This is a genomic window from Chryseobacterium sp. POE27, from assembly GCF_039727685.1.
Lineage (GTDB): Bacteria > Bacteroidota > Bacteroidia > Flavobacteriales > Weeksellaceae > Chryseobacterium.
Genome location: NZ_CP152475.1, coordinates 1687774 through 1708818 on the forward strand (window position 1 = coordinate 1687774; position 21045 = coordinate 1708818).

Here is a 21045-nt window from a genome sequence, read left to right on the forward strand (position 1 = left end):
AATAATTCGTCTTTAGCATAACCTCTAATCTTTATACCATCTGCAAAATCTGAAATAATAGGTGCATTTTTTACTTCCATTCTCAAAAATACATTCTTTTTTGGGTTTATCAAAAAATGCAGCACTGGTATTACTTCCACAAGATACAAAATCATTATATTCAACCGTTTTTCCTTTGCTGTGTTTTTTTAGGAAAGATTCCAAAATGTCATCATCCCTAAACTCTAATGCTCGGAAAGCGGTTCCGTTATATTTTGGCATTTTCTCTAATGCATTGGTTAATAGTCTTGCTATTTCTTTTGTTTTATTTGCATTTATCCCATTTCTTAACCAATTATTCAGATCCCCATAATAATGGTTTGTTGTATAACTCCAAAGTGTGTAGGCATCTATTTTGGTAAGATTTTTATTCTTTGCAAGAATCTCATCAATCTCATTCAGAAATCTGAAATCATTTTCGTTATGATATTTGGTGTAATATTCTAAGATGTTATCTTCTGATTTACCCATTTTCTTTAATGCTTCAAAAAACTCTTCTGGCATATTTCTCTTAACTATAGTTTGGGTAACTTCTCCAAAAACAATTCTTCCTTTAATAAACTTTCTGCCATTTCTTCCTAAAATAACATCAACCCATTTCGTAAAATTAGATAAAAGCTCAGCAAGTTTAGCAATACCTTTTATAATGGTAACAATGGTAACAACCATATCTATTGCCAAAATAAGATCCTCTCCTTCATTATGTTGTATTTGGTATTCATTTAATTTAGGATCATCGTAACGGGAATTTTTATAATTTTTAATCCCTTCTATTGCATCTTTAAAAACTTTGGCAGGATCTTTCAAAACAGCTCCCAAAGCTTCTTCCACTCCTTCTCTTATTTCTAAAAATTCCAGATTAGTTTCTCCTCCCGCCAGATCGCTAACGGTAATATTAACCGCTAACAAAGCGAGATCCAAAAATCCGCCAATAAATTCTACCAAACCATTCCATACTCCACAAAGAAACGGGATCGTCAGCTTAATATCATCCCTTTTTTCAATTAGCCATTTTTTAAATTCTTCAACGCTTTTTATTTGCTCGTCAATTCCTTTTATGATATCGTCAAGGGTCTGTATTTTAACTTCCTTACCAAAGAATTTAAAAGAATTTAAAATTTCTAATTGATCCTTAACTTTTTTAAGCATTTTTTTTAAGGAATCACATCTCTGTATAAAGATATTTACTGCCTTCTCGGGCTGTGCAAATAGATATTCATCAGATTTCAGTGTGGGATCCCATTGCTCCCTGGAAAACCGTTCATCCTTGCGGAAAGAATCCGAAATACTTTCTGTTATTTTCTTGATAAAGTTTTCGATATCTAAAGCCGAGACATTAGAAATTAATTTCGTCTGCCGTTTTACAGATTCTAAAAAAGCTCCGGCAATTTCATCCTCTGTAAACCAGAATGTTTTATTGCTTTTGCATTGTTCATAAATATATTTTGCCCAATATTTCGACAGATCCTCCGTACCTTTATACTCATGATGATATTTTACCATTGCATCGCTCATCTTTATGAGCAATACTCTTCCCAGACTAATGGTGTGATCGTCTTTTTCTGCATACACAATAAAGTCTGTCTCATCATCTTCGGTTCCTATTGAATTTTTGAGTATCAAGTTTTCTTCCCCGAATTCTTTGATGAGTTTCGTAGCATTGTAATCATGTACGATTTCATATTTCCAATAGCCCATAACTTACAGTTTCGGTATTTGACCTGTTATTATTTCTCTTAATTCTATATAGAACACGCTTTCTTTCCCAAAAGGTGTACTTAATGCAATTTCATTAGAAATTTCATCAAATGTTTTATTGGTTCTTATTCCTTCAAAAGGGTCTTTAGCACTTCCATAAATTCCTTTTTCGAGTTCTGCAAATTGGATGATACGGCTTCCACGAAGCATTCGTTTACTTTCTTCGTCAAAATCATCAATGCCATCTAAAATATTTCCCATAAAATCTTTTTTTTAGCTAGTTGTCTGTTACATCTAAAATAAAAAGGCAGAGTTTTTCAGGCTCTGCCTTTTTTTAATATTGAGCTTGTCTCAAAGTTGGGTATATATTATAGTTTATATATTTCAACGATATTGGCGATTACACCGGTATTTCCCAGTGTATTCATATTATACATTCCAAAAGCGATGGGGCCTGTATAGCCTGTTTTGGTATGGATACCCGTTTTATTATTAAAATTTACAATAACAGTCCAGTTTACGCCACGTCTTATAAATACTGCATTAAGTGCATAAGTCGAATCATTGGTAAATAATGCTTCTGCAGAATTATCAGCAAATATTTTAACCATAGGATACCAGTACGATTGTACCAGCCTTACGTTAACAACGGTCTGGTTTATAAGTGCTACCGTATTCACCGGATCTAATACACCAAAAAAGTGAGTCATACTTCCGTTGGCTCCATTAAAGCTCGCTGTTTTGCCTGTAATTTCAACGTTCATATAAAAATCTTCGTCAGCGCCAATCAACTCGTTGGTCATCCTGGCTGCAATAAAAGAAGAGTCATCTGCGGGAGTTTTTATAGTACTATCGGAATTATAACTCACCGATGATCCGGACTGTATGATGGCAGGTGATACGGCATCATTGTATATCTTCTTTTGCCAGATAATGTTATTTAACGCTATTCGCTGAATTTGATTGACCACATTGATGGTAAAACTTGTTAAATACCATGCAACACCATTCCATAACCTTATTTTATACTGTCCTACCGGAATATCTTTAAAGTTGTAATAAAATGTCAGATCAATACCATTGGTATAGAGCTGAACCTGTGCACCCGGTATTTCTTTAATGACAGTAGCAGTATCAGCAGAAACACTATCATGAGTACATAACTCAATTTTGAAGCTGGTAGAAGGGAGATTTAAATTTGCTCCTTTCAGATTGATCCAGAAAGATTGATCTGTTTTATCCACAACGGGCGGGGATATTACAGCTACACTCATGGTTCCTGTACTCCAACCTCCATTCATTTTAGTCTTCCATACTGCTCTTTCTGCTTCTGTCAATTGGTTTGGCATTTCCAGGAGTAGATTTTTGCTGTCTATCACAGCATTTAGCCCACTTGTATTTTGAACTACAACTTTTTGAAAATTAGCGGTATCAGAATTTTTGTTCGGCAACCCGGATAATACATAGGGATTTCCTAAAGTATTGATCGAAAATGAAGCATTAAGGGTATGGCTTCTTGCTGAACTATTTGAAAGGTTTGCATTCATCATATTTTTCCCCAAATCACCTGCAGGAAGTTTTGCCACTTCTCCATTATCATTCATTCCTATAATTTTAGGATAATCCTGAGCGTTGCCGTCTACTGAAGGAATATCTAATTTTAAGGTTACTCTTTCGCGGATATTTGTATTGTAATTGGCCTGGCTCGCGATGCCTTCTGCTATTAGGTCAGGATCAGTAATGCTTACATGATTGTCTGAAAGTTCCACAGGAATTGATCCGTCTACAACGGCATGGGTCTTTAAATCACCGCTTTCGTCAACCGCATAATCCGTGTAAGTAGCCCCACCCGGTACCGCTACCTGGTAAATAACGTTGGTCTCCCTTTCTCCTATTGGTGGCAAAGCATTTACTCTTATAATTTTTCCTATATTGGACATAATCTTGTTTTTTAATTTAATAGTTTTCTTAAAGCCAGTCTCCCGTAATGATTTTTTCTTCTTCTCCGGGTTGAATACCCAAAAGGTTATTATTCTTTTTAAAATTGAATTTCTCCGGAGTAATTACTTCCGATGGTACTTCAAAGTCATCAGGATTTTCTGTGGTAAATGGTAAAGCGTGTGCTACTTGTAGCCCGATGCTTTCTGCCTGAAGGATATTTAATGTCGTAGGAAGTCTCGTGAGCCAAGCTTTTCCTTGTTTTTTTCCTTTTGGCTGTTTCATTTCATCCACTATTGATAAATAAAGTTCGTCTCCAATAACAGGAACCTCACCGCCATTCCAGATTTTACCGGTTGCCAGATAGAATTGGACTGCATCTTCGAAACCAGGACGTACCGTCACAATCACCCGTGCCATACCGCTTTGCAGGAAGTTTCTGAATAATGGGTCTGTATTTTCCGATTGATATAAATCTATCCAGTTTTGCTTATTTCCCCAGTAATAAGGATACAGGTAGTAAGAAAGATTATCCCATTCAAAAGCCTGCTCCATAAACTTGACAAAAGCAGTGTATTGATCCAGTTTTGATGAAAGAACGGTTTCATAATCGTTAAATGAATTGCCTTGTGTTAATCCGGACAAGCCATATCCACGGATAGAATCCGCTGTTCTGTCTGACATATAGGAGATACAGTTTTTACGCAAAACCGTATTTTCAATCTGTCTGTAGAAATTAGGATTTGAGTCTTTAATGACTACAGCCTTATTATCTGCTTCTGCCTTAGCATTATTGTAAGCTGTAAGCGCATCTTCATAGGCATTAATAATAGCATTGAACGTCTTTTGCAGCCATATATTTCTGGTTTCCACAGTAAGTTCACAGGTGATATTTAAAGCCCCTTGTATAATCGGGCTTTCTCCGGTTGCAAAGGAAAATTCCAGCTTATCCTTTACATTCAATCCATCAATGGTGCCCTCTATCTGGGTACTTCCGGTACCTATAATCCATGATGAGCTTTTACCTGCTATAGACATAAAAGCGGCATGATTCCCATTAAAACCATGAGGCCAGGTATTAAATACATACTTAACACTAGTAGCAATATATCCTTCCGGAATAATAACTTCACCGTTTCCATTTACGACTTGAATATTTCCGTCATCTTTACCGGTAAATGAAGAGTCCCGACCTGTAAAAGCTTTGGTAACAGAAAAAAGTTCTCTTGGCTTCTCATCAATCTCAGCATTGTACTTACCCAGCCAGTATTTTAATTTTATCTCATTGTTCAAAGCACTGTAATCACTGATTTGCATACCACCTTCAGCTCTTGGATCTACAGGCTTTATTAAGTCCATCTGATCAGGATCTTTCACTTCTTTCATTCCCAGCAAATGAAGCTTTGCAGGTTCAGGAATCATAAATTCAAACATCATTCTTTTGCCGTAATTATAGATCTGGTTTTTCATTAATTTATCAACCCATCTATAGACCCCTACAACATGTCTGTCTCCTTTCCTGTTATCTAAACCGTGAGAATTGTTCTCTTCAAATTCATCAATAATTTTTTCAATTCTTTCCTCATGAACTTTGGAAACAATTCTGTCCATTGCTCTGGAGGTAATATCCTGAGATTGTGTTACTGCTTGTCTTGTACTTTCTTCTTTTGAGGAATGACTGGAATACCCACCGGCAACTCCAGTACTTATACTAGCAGCCATTGGGCCAGTACCCGTTTTCCAATTAGCATCAAAATGGGCCTGAACATTAGAATCTTTTGCTTCCTGCATCATTTTCGAGATCTCATTCTGCATTTCAAAACGATTAGCTGTAGTGGTATCTGTAAGCTGTTCTCTTTCGGTATCAGAAGATGTAGTAGTTGTATTTTCGCTTCTTCTTAATCTTCTGGTAGATTTCTCCCTGTATTCCCTGGCCATTACATTTTCTATATGGGCTACTTCTCCTTCTACATATGCATGGGTACTTTGCTCAACCTTTAGATAATCTGCAATACCAATATTTTTAAAGCCAAATCCGGATGGAATAAAGTTATTCTCATCTTCAATAACTACAGGAGGCTCTCCTTCTTCCATCTGAAGGACAAAGTCTCCCGAGCTGCATGCCCTTGCCGTAATCCCAGGAACGGTGAATTCGGCAACCCTGCCATTGGTAAATACCACTTTAACCCTTAATGTGGAATCCTGAATAGTATAAAAATCCAAACCTGGGTTGTATAAATCATTTAAGAAAATGGTATTCCCTATTCTAGTTTTTACAAAATAACCCCCATCAATTGAAGATGGCGTTCCATTGGGAGTAAGGGCATAAGATAATAAATTTACATCCCACGAGGAATCCGGTACATTCAGAGCCAAATTAAGGGTATATCCTTTGTATATGAAATTTGGACAAATCTGGAAAGTAAAAGGAACCGAAACAGTCTTTGATGCAGGAATAAGAATACCTCCTATACTTTTATAAACTTCTTCATTTCCCTGAAAATTCTGAACGATCAGATTATTTAGCTCTTCTACATTTTTATCAACTGCAGTGCTGATTTCTCCAAATGTATCCCTCCCTTCTAAAACAGATTCAAGATCACTAATACTTTCTTCTACGGAACGTGAAGACTGTTCTATTTCTGGATCAAACTTATATCCTAATACGTCGAGTAAAGCTTCTAAATTTTCCGGTTTTAGATCTGTTACCAACGATTCTGCACTTACTTCATCCCTAAAATTAAACTCAAACTCCGGCAGTCTTGGAAAAGGAACTATTGGAAGCTGCTGGCATGGATCTTCAGGATTATATTCTGTTCCGGGTGGACGCGTGCTGCAATATTCTTGTTTAGCTGCGGCAACAGCTCTCTCATATTCTTCAAGAAGCGGAATTATCATTTCCTGATGTGCTTGCTTCTGAATCTTAAATTCTATTTCATAATCCTTTTTGTATTGCTTTATGATGACAGAAAGATTCCTGTTCAACAGTTCAATTCTACTGAGTTTTGTTTTTGCAGCAGAAATTTCCTGCTGTTTTTTCATATCATCAGTTGGAAGGGTTTGCACAACCTCATTAGACAGCGCTCTAGAACCGGAAGTTATAGCTGTTATGTTATTATCATCCAATATCAGTTCTTTTGGAAGAACAACTTTCGCTGCAAGAGCCAGCAAAACATCGTCCTCATCTGTAACAGCAAGAGTATGTAGTGCCAAAAGCATTTGTAAAAGTGTCTCCTTGAGATAGAAATTTTCTTGTGTAACTACCTGGTAAATTAAATTATTCCATAAAACATGAAGTTCCGGAGTCGGATAGATAGGAGGCAATATCTCCGTTTTTTTGGCTTGAAATTCTTCATAAGTACAAATCGCCTTATGTACAGCAAGCCAGGAAGCAAACATATAGAGATCATTAAATTCATTTTTTAAATCATTTAAATTCTCAATTCGGTCTGCATTTGTTTTAAAGACCTCAGCTCTCTCATGTAGGAGTTTTTGCTTAGATCCAGTACCTTCAGTTACAGGCTTATAAAAAACAGTATCGGTTTTCATCGCTTCAGGGAAAAGAATAAATCTCTTCTCCTGATTCTTTTCATCAGAAAGCTGAGGACTTCGTAAGCTCACAAATCTAAAAAGTGTTTGGGTCGGGGTGTTCTCTGCAATCGAATCTGCAGTGATTTCATTTTCTGCCATTTGTAATTTTGTTTAGGTTATGTTATTTGAGTATTCCGTTTTTATAAACGGTTAATTTTTTTGCTACTGTTATGAAAAAAGTATCCGGGATTATGGTTATTAAATTTAAAAAATTAGTTTTACTAAAAATATAATAAAAAATAATATTATGACGATTATTAATATATATCAATCCATAAAACACTAAAATCAATAAATAATTTAAATATTATTAAGAATTTACTAATAAAACATCATTATGGTTTATTATATTAATTAACTTTAAATATTCCACCATTAATTTTTAATCATCAAAGTGAAAAGGTTTAAGTCTTTATTATTTTATTGTTCTTCCTTAAGGCAAAAATCAGAACCGTAAGCGGCAGAACTTGACGTGATAAATATAATTATATGCTCATCTTCCGAATTCTTTGATTCTTGCTGCAGGATTTTTAACGAGGTGATAGTTCATTAGTCTATTGTTAAAGAATCTGTTGTATAAATACTGTCTTTTACATTATTCTCACGAAAAGAAAGTCCGGGAACACTACCGAAAACTGTGGTCTGGGAAAATAAAAGTATATACATCAAAAAAATGTACGGAAAGATTGTTTCCATGATTTTAATTAGTTTTTAAATTCTTTTTTACAAAAATAATCCCAAGAAAAAGAAAATATTGTAGTATTAGTTTGAAAATCATGTCTTCTCAGAAAGATTGAAAATGTTAGAAAGGTTGTTTAAAATAATATGAACAAAATATAATTATTGACATGGGTGATAGATTCAAAGTATGATAGCTCAATATTGTTTGAAAACTTTTCGCAAAGACACATTATTTTCAGAGTTCAGAATGCATTATGAACGCCTATACACTCTCTCAAAAGGTAGTCGCTTAAGGATAGTACCTCGGAAACCGGTCAAAACGCGTCAAATCCCGTCATAGTTTTCACAAGTGCTTGAAAATGAAAAATTTCATTCTATCTTCGTTTCAGAAACTTTAAGAAAATGAAAAGAATCACTAAAGAAATTCTAAAAAATTTTATAAGGATCAAAATATTTTTTTTCAATAGAATTCACGATAATGTACTTTATATTATATTCTTTATGTTATTCAGAGTACACAAAATTCATTTACCCTAAAAACAATCCCATTCAAACTCATAAAATACTTTCATCAAAAATCCTTAACTTTGCAGACTACTAAAAATTTTATGGAAAGTATTCAAGTTCACGACAAAACTTTCGTTCCTTATCTGGAGGATGCCGAAATTCAGGAGATTGTAAAAGCTACGGCTTTAAAAATTTATGAAGATTATAAGGATGAAGTTCCGGTTTTCATCGGAGTTCTGAACGGGGTGATCATGTTCTTTTCGGACCTTCTGAAGCATTATCCCGGAAACTGTGAGATTGCTTTTATCCAGATGAGCTCTTATGCAGGAACAGAATCTACAGGAATTGTTTACCAGAAAATGGAACTTACGAAAGATGTAAAAGACCGCCATATCATTCTTGTAGAAGATATTGTAGATACAGGAAATACTGTTGAAAGTCTTTTTAAATATTTCAATGAAACACAGCGTCCGAAATCGGTAAAAATAGCTTCTTTCTTATTGAAACCCGAAGTGTATAAAAAAGATTTCAAGCTGGATTATATCGGAAAGGAAATCCCCAATAAATTTGTCTTAGGATACGGACTGGATTATGATGAACTGGGAAGAAACCTACCCAATTTGTACCAACTGGAAGAAGGACAAATCAATCATTAAACGCTGTTGGCTATTAGCTGATAGCTTTTAGCTTAAAAAGTAAAATAAATAAAGAAATAAATTTAATAATAACTTAAAAATGCTAAAGGCAGGAAGCAAGTATGTGAATGGTGAAAACCAAAAGCCATATGCCATCGCCAGAAGCCCTTCAACATTATGATAAACATTGTTCTGTTCGGCCCTCCGGGAAGCGGAAAAGGTACGCAAGCGCAAAACTTAATCGAGAAATTCAACTTGAAGCAGATCTCAACAGGTGACCTTTTCAGATTCAACATTAAAAATGATACAGAATTGGGGAAACTTGCAAAATCTTATATCGATAAGGGAGAACTCGTTCCGGATCAGGTAACAACTGATATGCTGGTAGACGAGATCAGAAAACCGACCGATACTGCAGGATTTATTTTCGACGGTTATCCGAGAACTGCTGTTCAGACAGAAGCGCTGGAAAAAATCGTAAAAGAAGAATTGAATGATGAGATCGACATCTGCCTTTCATTGGTCGTTGAAGATAAGATTTTAGTTGAAAGACTTTTGAAAAGAGGAGAAATCAGCGGAAGATCAGACGACAGCAATGTAGAGATCATCGAAAACAGAATAAAAGAATACTACGCAAAAACAGCAGAAGTGGCCGAACTGTACAAGCAGCAAGGCAAATATGTAGAGATCAACGGTGTCGGAGACATCAACGAAATCTCCGAAAAACTTTTCGCTGAAGTAGAAAAAGTAAAATAGATTAAAGTTGATCGTTGACAGTTGATTGTCATCATCAGCAGCATCAACTGTCAACCATTAACTGACGATTAAAAATTATGTCAAATTTTGTAGATTACGTAAAGATTCATTGTAAAAGCGGTCATGGAGGTGCAGGTTCTGCACATCTTCGCCGTGAAAAATACATTCCCAAAGGTGGACCTGACGGTGGCGACGGAGGCCGCGGCGGTCACGTCATCATGAAAGGAAATGCCAACGAATGGACTTTACTCCCTCTTCGTTATACCCGTCACGTAAAAGCGGAACGTGGTGAAAACGGAGGAAAAAACCAATTAACAGGAGCTTACGGAGCCGATGTATATATCGAAGTTCCGATCGGGACAATTGCCAAAAATGAAGACGGAGAGATCATCGGAGAAATCATGGAAGATGGTCAGGAAATCATCCTGATGGAAGGAGGAATGGGAGGAAAAGGAAACGAACATTTTAAATCTTCTACCAACCAGACTCCCCGATTTGCGCAACCCGGAATGGATGGTCAGGAAGGTTATGTCGTATTTGAGCTTAAAATTCTTGCAGATGTAGGTCTTGTCGGTTTCCCGAATGCCGGAAAGTCTACCTTATTGGCATCTGTTTCTGCGGCTAAACCGAAAATTGCCGATTATGCATTTACTACATTAACGCCCAATTTAGGAATTGTTGATTACAGAAATTATAAATCTTTTGTAATGGCAGATATTCCGGGAATCATCGAAGGGGCAGCAGAAGGTAAAGGCTTAGGGCACAGGTTTTTAAGACATATTGAAAGAAATTCCATCCTGCTGTTTTTAATTCCGGCCGATTCTGAAGATCATTTCCAGGAGTTTAAAATACTGGAAAATGAGCTGAAAGAATATAATCCTGAATTAATGGATAAAGATTTCATTATCTCCATTTCAAAATCTGATCTTCTGGATGACGAACTGAAAAAGGAAATCGCCGCAGAATTTCCGGAAAACAAACAACCGTTATTTTTCTCGGGTGTTACCGGAGAAGGTCTTATTGAGTTGAAAGATGCCATCTGGAAGCAATTACACGGATAATTACCTGACTGTAAAATTTTTCTTTAGGTAGATTTTTTACAGGGCCGGCTAAATAAAAACATTCAAAAAAAACAAAGGAGAAACTTACGAGTCTCTCCTTTTTTTATTCAATTAATAATTTTACTTTGTGCAAACCAGTATTTTTTCCTGATCCGACAATCCATAGTAATGGTCAGCTGAAAAATTTCTTATTTCAACATTAAAACCTGCGCCTTCGAGTCTTTCTTTTAAACCTTCAACGGAATATATCCTTACATGATTATCCTGTCCGAAATATTTTAATCTGTCCTCAGGAGTCGTAATGCTGTAATCTTCATAAATATCGCCATCTTTAAACGGAGTCTGGACCAGCAAATTACCGCCGGGTTTCAATACCCTGTGCAAATCTTTCATGGCATCTGTATCTTCAATGACGTGTTCCAGAATGTGATAACATGTGATCAGATCAAATTTGTTATCTTCAACATCTATATTTCTGATATCGAAATGATAATCTGCCAGAAAATCGTCTTCATAATCTGATGAAAAGTACTGGATGTTTTTTTTACTTTTTAATTTTTTATATAAAATTCTGAAGGGAGAAAAATCCAGAAAGGAAATCCCCGGCTTCAGAAATTCTGTCTCCAAAAGATTATAGAGCCTTCTCGCCCTGGGAAGACTGCCACATATCGGACATATTTTTTCTCCATTAGGCAATTCCGCGAAGCCTTTCAGTTTTGTTCCGCAAACATTACATTCATTATTATTTCCTTTATAAAAAGGAATCATTAATTTTCTGAAGTTTTCTTCATTATTGATAAGTACCTGCTGGGGAATTAAAACTTTAGCAATTGATTTAAAAAAATTATACATGAATAAAAGGCATGAAATTACAAGCCTCAAAATAACAAAAAATTATCTGAAAAGCCCTTTCTACATTAAATTTCTCTGTAATATTTCCTTACATCTCCCTTTGGAACGGTTCTTGAAAGACCAAAAACAAATTTATACTATGAAATATTTACTTGGCATTTGTGCCTTCATCTTTTTATTTTCATGCACTTCTCAGAAATTGGATTCAAAATACTCTAAAATTGAGTATGAAGCGACACCTTGCTTTGGATTCTGCCCGGTTTTTAAATTGACCATCAATCCTGACAGAACTGCAGTTTTTGAAGCAGAACATTTTAATTTCAGTGACAAACCTTCCAAAGATGAATTTTCAAAACCTCGCGAGGGAACTTTTAAAGGTACCATTAAACAGGAAGATTACAATAAACTGATTGCCCTTTTGGACGGACTTGACGTAAAAAACCTTAATGATAATTACGGAGAAAAGAATGTAACTGATCTTCCTTCCTCACATCTAAGAATCCAGTTTGCAGACGGAACCACAAAACACATTGAAGATTACGGTAAACGCGGTAGTGAAAAATTATCAGAATTGTACAAGTTTTTTGAGGATCTGAGAAAGAATCAGCAGTGGACAAAAGTGAATTAACTTATTTAAAAATATTTAAACTACCTTTGCAAAATACAATTCCTTCAAGATGAAGGAATTTTTGTTGTAATTATAAAAACAATTCATTTGAATTTTACAGATTTAAACTTAATCGAGCCTATTGCAAAAGCAATTAAGGAACAAGGATATACCAACCCTACGCCCATTCAGGAAAAATCTATTCCTGAAATTACGAAAGGAAGAGATTTCCTGGGATGCGCGCAGACAGGGACTGGAAAAACGGCGGCATTTGCTATTCCTATTTTACAGAATCTTTCTAAAAACAGACCTTCGAATCATATCAAAGCTTTAATCCTGACACCTACCAGAGAACTGGCGATCCAGATTGAAGAAAATATTAAAGCCTACGGAAAATATTTACCGTTAAGACATCTCGTTATTTTCGGAGGTGTAAAGCAGGGAAACCAGGAAAATGCATTGAAAAAAGGGGTTGATATATTGGTAGCAACTCCCGGAAGATTACTGGATTTTATCTCACAGGGTATCATCAGTCTAAAAAATATTGAAATCTTCGTATTGGACGAGGCTGACAGGATGCTTGACATGGGTTTTGTGCATGATGTAAAAAGAGTTATCAAGCTATTACCTCAGAAAAGACAGACTTTATTTTTCTCGGCTACCATGCCGGCAGAGATTCAGAAACTTGCAGATTCTATACTCAACAATCCTGTGAAGGTAGAAGTAACACCGGTTTCTTCGACAGCGGATACGATAAAGCAATCGGTTTATTTTGTGGAAAAAGACAATAAGCTGGACCTTTTGACCCATATTTTAAAGAATGATATTTCGGATTCCGTATTGGTTTTTTCAAGAACTAAACACGGCGCCGACAAGATTGCCCGAAAACTGCAGAAAGATCATATTACGACGGAAGCTATTCACGGAAATAAATCCCAGAATGCGCGTCAGAATGCTTTAAACAATTTTAAATCCGGCAAGACAAGGGTTTTGGTAGCCACTGATATTGCTGCAAGAGGAATTGATATTGATGAGCTTAAATTCGTCATTAATTTCGAGCTTTCTGACGTTTCTGAAACCTATGTTCACCGAATCGGAAGAACGGGAAGAGCCGGCGCGGAAGGAACCTCTATTTCTTTTGTGGACGGACTGGATTTACTAAATCTTAAAAATACTGAAAAGCTGATCGGAAAAAAGATCCCTGTGATTAAAGATCACCCTTTCCACACAGACAATCTTGTCGCGCAGAAAAGAGATTCTAATAACAAACCTTTTACAGCCGGAGCCGACAAACCAAGACCTCCAAGATCAAATCCTCCGAGACCCAAAAACAGGAATAATGAATCTTCATCTGCACCCGTTGGATTTAAGAAGCCTAAGAACAAAAACTTTACACGAAAAAAATAAAAGAAAGTCTTCCAAATCGGAAGACTTTTATATTTAATGATTAAAAATTTTGTTTGCATTTTCTGTCGTGATCCTGTCGATTTCTGAAAAATCTTTTCCGTAGATATTCACGAGTTTTCCGGCAACCAGATCAAGATAAGCACTTTCATTCCTTTTTCCTCTGTGCGGAACAGGCGCGAGATATGGAGAATCTGTTTCCAGAACGATTTTATCTAAAGGAATTTCATTCAGGAACTGATCGATTTTACCATTTTTAAAGGTCACTACTCCACCGATTCCCAGGATGAAATTAAGATCAATGGCATGTTTTGCCTGTTCAAGATTCCCTGAAAAGCAGTGAAAAATTCCTCTCAGTTTTGGATGTTTTTTTCGTTCCAGCACCTCAAATGTTTCATTAAAACTTTCCCTGGTGTGGATCACAATCGGAAGATCTTTTTCTATCGCCCAGTCAATCTGCTGTTCAAAAGCTTTTACCTGAATATCAAGCGTTGTTTTATCCCAATACAGATCAATACCGATCTCGCCGATTGCCGGGAATTTTCTTTCGCCGAGATAATTTTTAACAATTTCAAGCTCATTTTCCCAAGTCTCGGGTTTTACGTAACAAGGATGCAGTCCCATCATAGAGAAAATATGATCAGGGTATTCTGCTTCAAGCTGAAGCATTTTCCCATGAGATTCTGAATCAATGGCGGGAAGATAAAATTTGTCAATCCCTTTATTTAAAGCTCTTTCAATAGCTTCTTTTCTATCTTCATCAAATTCTTCTGCGTACAGATGTGTATGTGTATCAATCATTTTCTTAAAATTTTAATAGATCTTCATAAGGGTTTTTCAGTCCCAGCAACATTCCGAAAGCCGGTTCTGTTTTGATTCCTTTTTTCTTTAACTCTATTATTTTTTGTTTAAATTCTTCTCCTTTTTCCTGTAATATCCTATATTCGGCAAGCATATGACGACAAGCATTTTGCAACAATGTCGGTTTATTTTGTCCGAAAATTTCAATAGAAAATCCTTCTAACATGAAATTTAAAGTAATACATTTTTCGCCATTCAAAATGGGATATGAAACTTTGACATCTCCATCAAAAGGAATCAATTTACTGAACATCAACTCATCCAAAAAATTTTCTTCAAATCTGAGATCAACCTCACAAATAATATCAAGATCACTCTCTTCAGTATCAATTTCAATAGGAACAGTTCCGGCTAAAAGTGGAGAAAAATCTTTTAATTTCTCAAAAATCCTGTATTTCGTTAGAACTTCGTAAGCTCTTTTTTGTTTCTGATTTCCTGTTTTCAGATAATTAATTGTCGTAAAATCAATCATTTTGAAAGATTTTATGCTTTACTTTTTGCCGCTGATTTTCGATTTTCTCGTTTAATTTTTCTTTAAACTCGATATATTTAGGATCTTTTTCATCGTTAGTTCTGTGTTCTAATGCTTTATTAATTTTAAAGTTTTCTTTGATAAACTCTTTGGTTGGATCAGAAAAATAAGCATTCCCGAATTTTTCAAAAATATAATTAACCGCCTGGTTATTAGGATGAATCATATCTTCTTTATAAAAACGATAATCCCTGAGATCATCCATCAAAATTTCATATACAGGAAGATAATGGCAGTTTTCAAATTGCAGAATACTTTCATGAACAGCCGTAATCAGTTTAGATTTACTTAATTGATTCTCAATCATTCCGTCTTTTGTATGGCGAACGGGTGAAACGGTAAAGAGAATCTGAACATCATCTTTACAGATATCTTTCAGGTTCAGTACGGTATTACAAATGGAATCCGTAAGTTCCTGATGGCTTAGTAATCTTTTCTCAAAGAATTTTTGCGGAATCTTGTGACAGTTGGCTACCAGCTTCTGTTTCGGAAGAAACTCGTAAATAAAGGATGTTCCGTAAGTAATTATTACCCAGTCCGTTTCCTGAAGAAAAGAATTTCCTTCTTCAATATTAGTATTAATTCGCTCTAATGTCTGATGAATGTATCGTGTATCAAAACTTGTATGATGATCCAGAGAGATAAATTCATCTTCAAAGGTGATTAATTCCTCTTCATGATAAAAATCTGCATCATGGAGCCTTTTCACAGAATTACTGATGGAAAAGGGGTTAAAAACAGTTCCAAAAGGATTATTCAAAGCCTGGAGTTGTCCCTGCCAAAAAAAGATCAGACATTTCAGATGCAAAACAGGAGCCTATTGAAAATATTCTATCCTCAAGATCTATTTTTTTCTTCGATTCTTTGATATTAACTTCTGTTCTGAATTTCATTGTATAGATGATAGGTTGAAGGTCTTAGGTTGCAGGCAAAACTGCTAGCTGCAACCTAAAATCTACTACCTCTTTTAGCTTTCTCTTCGTAATAAATAATTGGCAAGTTCCGCAAACGGTTTTTTCTTTTCCTCCGGAATATCAATTTTTTGAAGATAGCTCTGGCCGATTTCATTGTGTTTTTCAATTAATCGTAATGCTTTCTCGTCTACTTTGGTTCTTCTGAATATTTTTTCTACTCCGTAGACTTTATCAATATTGTCGGTTTTTTTAGAATACCAGTAATCCAGTTCTTTCCTTTCCTCTTCGGTTGCATGTTCTCTTGCCATCAGATAAAGAACCGTTTTTTTATTTTCATAAATATCTCCGGCGTGCTTTTTTCCGAATTGAGCCTGATCTCCGAATACATCAAGATAATCATCCATAATCTGGAATGCGATTCCGATATGTTTTCCGAAATTGAAGACCGCTTTTGCGTCTTTAAAGTTCGCTTTTGCAATCAATGCGCCGATTTCAAATGATGAAGCGCTCAGGACACCGGTTTTGTAGGTGATCATTCTGATATAATCATCAAAAGTCACGTTTTCCTGAGTCTCAAAATTAATGTCATATTGTTGTCCTTCACACAACAGTAATCCCGTATGGGTAAATATCCTTACACATGCCTTGAAAATTTCAGGTTCAAGGTCTTCAAAGAATTTGTAGGCTTTCAGCATCAAGCCGTCTCCGGATAGAATACCAACGTTAATTCCGTGTAAGGTATGAATAGTGGGCTTATTTCTTCTTAACGGTGCTTCATCCATAATATCATCATGAATCAGCGTAAAATTATGGAAAAACTCGATTGCCAAGGCAGGTTTGATCGCTTCTTTCAAATTGCCCCCGAAAAGATCACAAGCCATAAGAACCATAATCGGACGAAGACGTTTTCCGCCGTGTGAAATAATGTAATTCATCGGCTCATATAATTCTTCAGGTTTGTCTTTGAAAGTATATTTAGCAATAGCGTCCGCAACAATCTGCTGGTATCTGTCTAAAAATTCCATAAATTCTAATAGTTTAAGCAAAAATACAATTTTTCGGGGCTTTTTTAAAGTAAAAAATCCTCACTGTTTTATCAATAATATTAAAGAGTTTGTGTTAAATTCATTTGATTAAAATAAACAAAATTCATCTCTATCATTAGCTAATAACATACTTAAAAAAACTAAATATCAATTCAATAAAACAAAAAAAACTTTGCCCGGATGAGCAAAGTTGTATTATTATTTAAATTAATTCTGAAATTTAAGATAAAAATGTTACGACAAGATATGTAATCCCTGCCACAATCGCTGAAATAGGAATGGTAAGAACCCAGGCCCAAAGAAGGCTTACGGTGATCCCCCATCTTACCGCAGAAATTCTTTTCGTAAGACCTACCCCAATAATCGAACCGGTAATTGTGTGCGTCGTTGAAACCGGAATTCCGAAGTGATCGGTGATAAATAAAGTAATCGCTCCCGCTGTTTCAGCACTTACGCCTTCTAAAGAAGTAACTTTTGTGATTTTGGTTCCCATCGTTTTGATGATCTTCCATCCACCGCTCATGGTACCTAATGCAATTGCAATAAATGATACTAACGGAACCCAAAGATAATGCTCGGCAAAGTAATCGAAACGCCCGGCAGCAGGTATCTTTAAATATACAGGATCATGAAGCATTTCAACATGATAATAAATTAAAGCCGCACCAATGATCCCCATTACCTTTTGTGCATCATTCAGACCGTGACCTAAACTGAATAGCGCCGAAGAACCCAATTGTAACCTTTTGAAAGATTTATCAGCTTTGTGAGGATTTGATCTCTTATAAAGATGAACAATAATGAGTGTAATAATAATAGAAATAATCATTCCTATGATCGGTGCCAGGAAAATGAACAGGAAAATAGGAATTACCTTATTAAATTTCACAACACTCTGGTGTGTTACCTGACCGAAGGCCTCTTTACAGGTTTCCCAGAATCCAAGAGCAGGCTGTGCCGCTGCCACGTTATGATAATCCATCATGAAAGCATGCATCAGCGCCGCTCCCAAAAATCCTCCGATCAGTGTATGGGAAGATGAAGAAGGAATACCAAACCACCATGTTAAAAGATTCCAGGCAATGGCGGCAATCAGACCAGAAAAAATTACTTCGAGGTTGATAAAATTTTCATTAACGGTTTTTGCGATCGTATTACCGATTTTAAATTCGCCAATGATATAAGCAGCGATAAAGAACGCCGCAAAATTCCATAATGCTGCCCAAAGTACAGCCTGGAAAGGGGTTAAAACTTTTGTAGAAACAATAGTCGCAATTGAATTGGCTGCATCATGAAAACCGTTGATATAATCAAATATTAATGCCAAGACAATAATAACTATAAGTAAAATCGGAAATTCCATTGTTTAATTATAATTATTAATTAAGCGTATTTAATCATAATGTTCTCAATCGTATTGGCAACATCTTCTGCTTTATCAGTTACGATCTCAAGATAATTAAGTACAGAAGAAACTTTAATGATATTAATGGCATCATTTGTTTCGAACAGTTCTACCATTGAATTGGAAAGAAGGTCGTCTGCAATATTTTCAATAGAGTTTACTTTAATACAAGCTTCTTTTACCTGTTCCATATTTTTGAATCCTTTCAGGTTTTTCATTGCATTCTGAATTTCAAGACATGCCTTGTGGATCAGTAATGAAAAATCTGAATACGCTTTCATCTCAGGTGATTTGTACAGGAAAATATACTTCGTGGAAGCATAAATGTAATCAGCAATATCATCTAATCCCGTTGCCAGTGTGTGAATATCTTCTCTGTCGAAAGGAGTGATGAAGTTTTTTCCCAGTTCCACAAAAATCTCATGAGTCAATTCGTCATTTTTATGTTCGAAGTCGCTCATTTTTTTCAACATGGAATCATCATTGAGATCAAAGTCTTTGATTCCTGTATTGAAATCTTCAGACATTGCAACTAGGTTTTCAGTTACTTTTTCGAAAAGTACAAAGAAGATTTTATCTTTTGGTTGAAAAGCGTGGAAAATATTACCAATTCCCATTTTTAAGTATTTATAATTCGTGTGCAAATTTCCTAAAAAAGGACCTTACCTGAAACAATACTAGGTTAAGTTTTGTTAACATTGTGCTACAAGCTGATTATCAGCTAAAAAAACCGGCGCTACGGCCGGTTTTCAGTATATTTTGAGAAGCTTAGTTTGCTACTTCGGCTCTCATTTCCTTTCCTTTGAATTTCATTGATCCGATGTTGCTCAATACATTGTCTTTAAATGATTTTTCAACTTCGAAGAATGAGAATTTCTCAAGAATTTCAATATCGCCGATTTCTGCTCTTTTTTTGCTCTTACCTGAAGTCGCTTTATTGATGATATCCAATACGTCAAGCTTCTTCAATTGATCTTTTTTTACCAAGATTAAAGAAGAATCTTACCATATCTTCATTTTTCCTTCTCGGTTTACTGCTACGTTCGCTACGTTCGCTTCTTTCGCCTCTGTCACGATCTCTTCCTCTGTCTCTGTCGCGATCTCTTCTGTCCCTTCTTGAACCATCATCATCTCTGCTGCTCAGTTTCTGATCCATCAGATCATGTCTGTCTTTGTAATAAAGTGCAAGATCTTTCAGCTGGAACTGAAGTAATTTATGAGCAAGTTCCTCCTTCGTAAATGCTGACAGGTCAGGAATCAGAGAATCGTCAAATTCAAAGAAATCTTCGTGGATCTCAAAAAGACTTTCGAAAACACCTCCAACCTGAGCTTTGATAATATCTTCTCCTGTAGGAATTTTACCTTCGTGCATTTCGATCTTCGTCACCGATTTTATCTGCTTCAGCTTTCTGCTTTCTTCAGGTTTGATCAGGGCAATGGAAATACCGTCTTTTCCGGCTCTTCCTGTTCTTCCGCTTCGGTGAACAAACACTTCCGGATCATCAGGTAAAGAATAATGAATAACGTGTGTCAGGGAATTTACATCAAGTCCTCTTGCAGCTACATCTGTCGCTACCAGGATATCGATATTCTTTAACCTGAATTTTTTCATTACCGTATCTCTCTGTGCCTGAGAAAGATCTCCGTGAAGAGCATCTGCTGCGTATCCATTTTGCATCAGGAAATCAGCAATCTCCTGGGTTTCCATTCTCGTTCTGCAGAAAATAATGGAATACTGATTCGGGTTGGAATCAATAAGACGCTTCAAGGCCTCTTTTTTCTGGCGATAACCGATTACATAATATTCATGTTTGATGTTCTTTTTAACCTCGTTAATAGAACCCACTGAAATTCTGTGCGGTTTTGTTAAATAATTTTTAGAGATTCTTTCCACTTCTTTGCTCATTGTGGCAGAGAAAAGAAAAGTCTGCTTGGTTTCAGGCGTTTCGCTGAGAATAGTTTCCAGTTCGTCCTTGAAACCCATGGAAAGCATTTCATCGGCTTCATCCAAAACCAGCCAGTGGATCGCGGAGAAATCTAATGCTTTTCTGTTGATAAGGTCGATTACTCTACCCGGAGTTCCCACGATAATCTGCGGTTTATCCTTAAGAGATCTGATTTGATCCATAATACTGCTTCCACCATAAACGGCTGTCGTTTTGATGTCTTTCATGTATTTGGAGTAGTTTTTAATGTCTTTCGTAATCTGAAGACATAATTCCCGTGTCGGACAAAGCACCAAAAGTTGGATTTTGCGACTCGTATCGTCAATCATATCCAAAATCGGAAGCGAAAATGCTGCTGTTTTGCCTGTCCCAGTCTGCGCAAGTGCGATCAAGTCGCGAATATCTGAAAGAATGAAAGGGATAGTCTGTTTTTGGATTTCTGTCGGGCTTTCGTAGCCCAGTTCGCCAATTGCCTTAAGAATATCAGGACTTAAATTGGTTTCCGTAAATAAATTCATTAAATATTTTAAAATTTTTGCAAAGATACAATTATTATTTGAATTACATTTTAA

Annotated in this window: 16 protein-coding genes and 2 pseudogenes; 5 read left to right on the forward strand and 13 right to left on the reverse strand. The window is 35.9% G+C overall.

Going from position 1 to position 21045, the window contains the following annotated elements; all coding sequences use genetic code 11:
* Positions 1 to 24: 24 nt before the first annotated feature.
* From AAHI02_RS07960 to AAHI02_RS07980, 5 genes are all read right to left on the reverse strand, one after another.
* Complete coding sequence (locus tag AAHI02_RS07960) at positions 25 to 1737, reverse strand: hypothetical protein (protein WP_346986179.1); 1713 nt, start codon at positions 1735 to 1737, stop codon at positions 25 to 27.
* A gap of 3 nt (positions 1738 to 1740) precedes the next feature.
* Entirely contained in the window at positions 1741 to 1998 is a 258-nt protein-coding gene (locus AAHI02_RS07965) for a hypothetical protein (RefSeq protein ID WP_346986180.1), read from the reverse strand.
* A gap of 107 nt (positions 1999 to 2105) precedes the next feature.
* A complete protein-coding gene (locus tag AAHI02_RS07970) occupies positions 2106 to 3677 on the reverse strand; it encodes a hypothetical protein (RefSeq protein ID WP_346986181.1) in 1572 nt (523 codons plus the stop codon).
* A 28-nt stretch (positions 3678 to 3705) separates the two neighbouring features.
* Positions 3706 to 7365 carry a hypothetical protein gene (locus tag AAHI02_RS07975; protein WP_346986182.1) on the reverse strand — a complete coding sequence of 1220 codons (3660 nt, stop codon included), beginning with the start codon at positions 7363 to 7365 and terminating at the stop codon, positions 3706 to 3708.
* A 450-nt stretch (positions 7366 to 7815) separates the two neighbouring features.
* Positions 7816 to 7962, reverse strand: a complete 147-nt coding sequence (locus tag AAHI02_RS07980; protein WP_346986183.1) for a hypothetical protein — start codon at positions 7960 to 7962, stop codon at positions 7816 to 7818.
* A gap of 593 nt (positions 7963 to 8555) precedes the next feature.
* Between AAHI02_RS07980 and hpt the strand changes: the two genes are divergently transcribed.
* The 3 genes from hpt (at position 8556) to obgE (ending at position 10906) form a co-directional block, all read left to right on the forward strand.
* Positions 8556 to 9110, forward strand: a complete 555-nt coding sequence (gene hpt / locus AAHI02_RS07985; RefSeq protein WP_042721800.1) for a hypoxanthine phosphoribosyltransferase — start codon at positions 8556 to 8558, stop codon at positions 9108 to 9110.
* A 156-nt stretch (positions 9111 to 9266) separates the two neighbouring features.
* Positions 9267 to 9845, forward strand: a complete 579-nt coding sequence (locus tag AAHI02_RS07990; protein ID WP_346986184.1) for an adenylate kinase — start codon at positions 9267 to 9269, stop codon at positions 9843 to 9845.
* Between the two features lie 77 nt (positions 9846 to 9922).
* A complete protein-coding gene (gene obgE, locus AAHI02_RS07995) occupies positions 9923 to 10906 on the forward strand; it encodes a GTPase ObgE (RefSeq protein ID WP_346986185.1) in 984 nt (327 codons plus the stop codon).
* 120 nt (positions 10907 to 11026) lie between these two features.
* Here obgE and AAHI02_RS08000 read toward each other — a convergent pair whose 3' ends face one another.
* Positions 11027 to 11758: a class I SAM-dependent methyltransferase gene (locus AAHI02_RS08000; RefSeq protein ID WP_346986186.1), complete on the reverse strand. Its 732-nt coding sequence runs from the start codon at positions 11756 to 11758 to the stop codon at positions 11027 to 11029.
* 139 nt (positions 11759 to 11897) lie between these two features.
* Here AAHI02_RS08000 and AAHI02_RS08005 point away from each other — a divergent pair, with 139 nt between their 5' ends.
* Together AAHI02_RS08005 and AAHI02_RS08010 are read left to right on the forward strand one after the other, a co-directional pair.
* Positions 11898 to 12386: a DUF6438 domain-containing protein gene (locus AAHI02_RS08005; RefSeq protein WP_346986187.1), complete on the forward strand. Its 489-nt coding sequence runs from the start codon at positions 11898 to 11900 to the stop codon at positions 12384 to 12386.
* A gap of 87 nt (positions 12387 to 12473) precedes the next feature.
* Positions 12474 to 13772, forward strand: coding sequence for a DEAD/DEAH box helicase (locus AAHI02_RS08010; protein WP_346986188.1), 1299 nt, complete (start codon positions 12474 to 12476; stop codon positions 13770 to 13772).
* Between the two features lie 33 nt (positions 13773 to 13805).
* Here AAHI02_RS08010 and AAHI02_RS08015 read toward each other — a convergent pair whose 3' ends face one another.
* The 7 genes and pseudogenes from AAHI02_RS08015 to AAHI02_RS08045 form a co-directional block, all read right to left on the reverse strand.
* Positions 13806 to 14570, reverse strand: a complete 765-nt coding sequence (locus AAHI02_RS08015) for a TatD family hydrolase (protein WP_346986189.1) — start codon at positions 14568 to 14570, stop codon at positions 13806 to 13808.
* A 4-nt stretch (positions 14571 to 14574) separates the two neighbouring features.
* Complete coding sequence (locus AAHI02_RS08020; RefSeq protein WP_346986190.1) at positions 14575 to 15102, reverse strand: DUF4269 domain-containing protein; 528 nt, start codon at positions 15100 to 15102, stop codon at positions 14575 to 14577.
* Positions 15095 to 16055 (reverse strand): annotated as a pseudogene (locus AAHI02_RS08025) (GSCFA domain-containing protein). Before AAHI02_RS08025 ends, AAHI02_RS08020 begins: the two are co-directional and overlap by 8 nt.
* A gap of 74 nt (positions 16056 to 16129) precedes the next feature.
* A complete protein-coding gene (locus tag AAHI02_RS08030; protein ID WP_042723222.1) occupies positions 16130 to 17101 on the reverse strand; it encodes a polyprenyl synthetase family protein in 972 nt (323 codons plus the stop codon).
* Between the two features lie 241 nt (positions 17102 to 17342).
* Entirely contained in the window at positions 17343 to 18485 is a 1143-nt protein-coding gene (locus AAHI02_RS08035) for an inorganic phosphate transporter (RefSeq protein ID WP_346986191.1), read from the reverse strand.
* Between the two features lie 20 nt (positions 18486 to 18505).
* Positions 18506 to 19144: a DUF47 family protein gene (locus AAHI02_RS08040; RefSeq protein WP_042723220.1), complete on the reverse strand. Its 639-nt coding sequence runs from the start codon at positions 19142 to 19144 to the stop codon at positions 18506 to 18508.
* A gap of 151 nt (positions 19145 to 19295) precedes the next feature.
* A pseudogene (locus tag AAHI02_RS08045) lies at positions 19296 to 20991 on the reverse strand (DEAD/DEAH box helicase).
* Positions 20992 to 21045 lie beyond the last annotated feature (54 nt).

Coding starts and splice junctions, on each gene's coding strand:
- AAHI02_RS07960 (WP_346986179.1), bottom strand. CDS start 1,737: ATGGGCTATTGGAAATATGAAATCGTACATGATTACAATGCTACGAAA.
- AAHI02_RS07965 (WP_346986180.1), bottom strand. CDS start 1,998: ATGGGAAATATTTTAGATGGCATTGATGATTTTGACGAAGAAAGTAAA.
- AAHI02_RS07970 (WP_346986181.1), bottom strand. CDS start 3,677: ATGTCCAATATAGGAAAAATTATAAGAGTAAATGCTTTGCCACCAATA.
- AAHI02_RS07975 (WP_346986182.1), bottom strand. CDS start 7,365: ATGGCAGAAAATGAAATCACTGCAGATTCGATTGCAGAGAACACCCCG.
- AAHI02_RS07980 (WP_346986183.1), bottom strand. CDS start 7,962: ATGGAAACAATCTTTCCGTACATTTTTTTGATGTATATACTTTTATTT.
- hpt (WP_042721800.1), top strand. CDS start 8,556: ATGGAAAGTATTCAAGTTCACGACAAAACTTTCGTTCCTTATCTGGAG.
- AAHI02_RS07990 (WP_346986184.1), top strand. CDS start 9,267: ATGATAAACATTGTTCTGTTCGGCCCTCCGGGAAGCGGAAAAGGTACG.
- obgE (WP_346986185.1), top strand. CDS start 9,923: ATGTCAAATTTTGTAGATTACGTAAAGATTCATTGTAAAAGCGGTCAT.
- AAHI02_RS08000 (WP_346986186.1), bottom strand. CDS start 11,758: ATGTATAATTTTTTTAAATCAATTGCTAAAGTTTTAATTCCCCAGCAG.
- AAHI02_RS08005 (WP_346986187.1), top strand. CDS start 11,898: ATGAAATATTTACTTGGCATTTGTGCCTTCATCTTTTTATTTTCATGC.
- AAHI02_RS08015 (WP_346986189.1), bottom strand. CDS start 14,570: ATGATTGATACACATACACATCTGTACGCAGAAGAATTTGATGAAGAT.
- AAHI02_RS08020 (WP_346986190.1), bottom strand. CDS start 15,102: ATGATTGATTTTACGACAATTAATTATCTGAAAACAGGAAATCAGAAA.
- AAHI02_RS08030 (WP_042723222.1), bottom strand. CDS start 17,101: ATGGAATTTTTAGACAGATACCAGCAGATTGTTGCGGACGCTATTGCT.
- AAHI02_RS08035 (WP_346986191.1), bottom strand. CDS start 18,485: ATGGAATTTCCGATTTTACTTATAGTTATTATTGTCTTGGCATTAATA.
- AAHI02_RS08040 (WP_042723220.1), bottom strand. CDS start 19,144: ATGGGAATTGGTAATATTTTCCACGCTTTTCAACCAAAAGATAAAATC.